Below are 1,678 nucleotides of genomic sequence, written 5' to 3'. Positions count from 1 at the left end.
GCCCCGGCGGCGCCCTCAGCGGCGGGGCGGCAGCGGCACGAAGCCGCTGGTGCGCGCCGCGTACTCGGCCCAGCCGGGCTTGTCCGCACCCATCTGGCGTTCCAGCATCGGCTTGCCGCTGCCGAAGGCCAGCAGCCAGGTCATCAGCAGCGGGCTGCCGACGAAAGCCCAGCCGATCGGGGTGTCCGCGGCGAGCAGGAAGATCCCCCACCAGACGCAGGCGTCGCCGAAGTAGTTGGGGTGCCGGGTGTAGCGCCACAGGCCGCGGTCCATCACCCGGCCGCGGTTGGCCGGGTCCGCCTTGAAGCGGCTCAACTGCCGGTCGCCGACGGCCTCGAAGAACAGTCCGACCGCCCAGAGCGCGGTGCCCGCCCAGGCGAGCGGCCCGGGCCGGCCGGGCAGGTACTGGGCGGCCTGCACCGGCAGCGAGACGAACCAGACCAGGGCGGCCTGCAGCAGGTAGACGATGCGCACGGCGTAGAGCGTGCGGGCCCGGCCGGGCGGGCGGCGGGCGAGCATCCGGGCGTACCGCGGGTCCTCGCCGGTGCCGCGGGCCCGCCGCGCGATGTGCGCGGCGAGCCGGACGCCCCAGAGGGCGGTGAGCACGGTGGCGAGCAGCCGCCGCCCGTCGTCGCCGTACCCGGCCGAGAGCCCGTACCCGGTGAGCGCGACGGCGGTGAAGGCGAGGCCCCAGGCGACGTCCACGCCGCGGTGCCGGCCGGTGCGCAGCCCGACGGCGAGCGCGGCCAGCATCACCGCGAGGGCGGCGCCGGCGGCCGCCGCGAGGTTGACGGCGAAGGCGGCGGCGTTCACGGTGCCGCCGCGTACCGCACCGCGGGGCCGGCGGGCCGGACGGCGAGGATCTGGTCGACGCCCATCCGCCCCTCGGCGAACGCGAGCGAGCTGCCGGCGGTGTACAACTGCCAGAGCCGGACGGTCGGTTCGCCGACCAGGCCGGTGAAGTCGGCGTGCCGCTCCCGGAGGGTGTCGTACCAGGCGTCGATGGTGCGGGCGTAGTGCTCGCGCATCGCCTCGACCTGCCGGACTTCGAGCCCGGCGCCCTCCAGCAGGTCGACGGTGCGGCCGACCGGGCGCATGTGCATGTCGGGGGCGATGTAGGTCTCGATGAAGGCGCCTCCGCCGGGGGCGTTCGCGCCGCGGGACATCTGCTGCACCAGCAGCCGGCCCTGCGGGCGGAGCAGGCCCCGCAGCCGCCCGGCGAAGGCGGGGTAGTGCCGTTCGCCGACGTGCTCGCCCATCTCGATGCAGCTGATCGCGTCGTACGGCCCGTCCGCGAGGTCGCGGTGGTCCCGCAGCAGCACCTCGACCCGGTCGGCGAGACCGGCTTCGGCGACCAGGGCGGAGGCGAAGGCGTGCTGACGGCGGGAGAGGGTGACGGCGGTGACCCGGGCGCCGTAGTGCTTGGCGGCGTGCCGGGCGAGGGCGCCCCAGCCGCAGCCGACGTCGAGCAGGCGGCTGCCGGGGCGCAGGTCGAGCTTGCGGCAGACCAGGTCGAACTTGGCGGTCTGCGCGTCGGTCAGGCTCTCGTCGCCGGAGGTCCAGTAGGCGCAGGAGTAGGCCATCGCGGGGCCGAGCAGCAGGGCGTAGAACTCGTTGGAGAGGTCGTAGTGGTGGCTGACGACGGCCCGGTCCCGGCCGCGGCTGTGCAGGGTGCCGC

General features: G+C 75.7%; 2 protein-coding genes. Both read right to left on the bottom strand.

Annotated elements, in window-relative coordinates; genetic code table 11:
- Positions 1–15 precede the first annotated feature (15 nt).
- The gene (locus tag ABZ641_RS36255) at positions 16–753 is read right to left on the bottom strand and encodes a DUF1295 domain-containing protein (RefSeq protein WP_344627855.1); all 738 of its coding nucleotides are present in this window, start codon (positions 751–753) and stop codon (positions 16–18) included.
- A 56-nt stretch (positions 754–809) separates the two neighbouring features.
- The coding region (locus tag ABZ641_RS36250) for a cyclopropane-fatty-acyl-phospholipid synthase family protein (RefSeq protein ID WP_359988746.1) at positions 810–1,678 on the bottom strand (869 nt) is incomplete at its 5' end.

This window comes from Kitasatospora sp. NPDC007106 (assembly GCF_040634455.1).
GTDB classification, from domain to species: Bacteria; Actinomycetota; Actinomycetes; order Streptomycetales; family Streptomycetaceae; genus Kitasatospora; species Kitasatospora arboriphila.
Note: the sequence above shows the minus strand (reverse complement) of the source record. Positions and strands in the feature narration are given on the sequence as shown.

Bases quoted from the DNA above. Each gene is read 5' to 3' on its own strand.
- ABZ641_RS36255 (WP_344627855.1), bottom strand. From the start codon at position 753: ATGCTGGCCGCGCTCGCCGTCGGGCTGCGCACCGGCCGGCACCGCGGC.